This window comes from Desulfocucumis palustris (assembly GCF_002933875.1).
GTDB classification, from domain to species: Bacteria; Bacillota; Desulfotomaculia; order Desulfotomaculales; family Desulfocucumaceae; genus Desulfocucumis; species Desulfocucumis palustris.
In genome coordinates, this window is sequence record NZ_BFAV01000052.1 from 1 (window position 1) to 269 (window position 269).

1 protein-coding gene is annotated in these 269 nt (G+C 54.6%); it reads left to right on the forward strand.

Annotated features, from left to right (window positions below):
- Positions 1-269: hypothetical protein (locus tag DCCM_RS18420; protein WP_165792013.1), on the forward strand; the 269-nt coding region annotated here is incomplete at both ends.

A 269-nucleotide genomic window follows, 5' to 3' on the forward strand; every position in this document is an offset into this window, starting at 1 on the left:
CAGGTAATAGCCGACCGGGACGGGGCCGGGGCGCTGATGGCCAGCTACACCAGGCTCCCCTCCGGCAAACTGCTGGATATGTACAAAAGCAACGGTCACAGCAGAAACATTTACTACGTATTCACAGACCGTTTGGGCTCCACCTTAATGCTATACGGCAAGGGCAACCAAACAGTAAAAATGTACGAATACCAGGAATTCGGCACCTACACCAGCGAAGGCGACAGCGACAGTGACGAAACAAGGTTCACCTTCACCGGCGCCCCCTA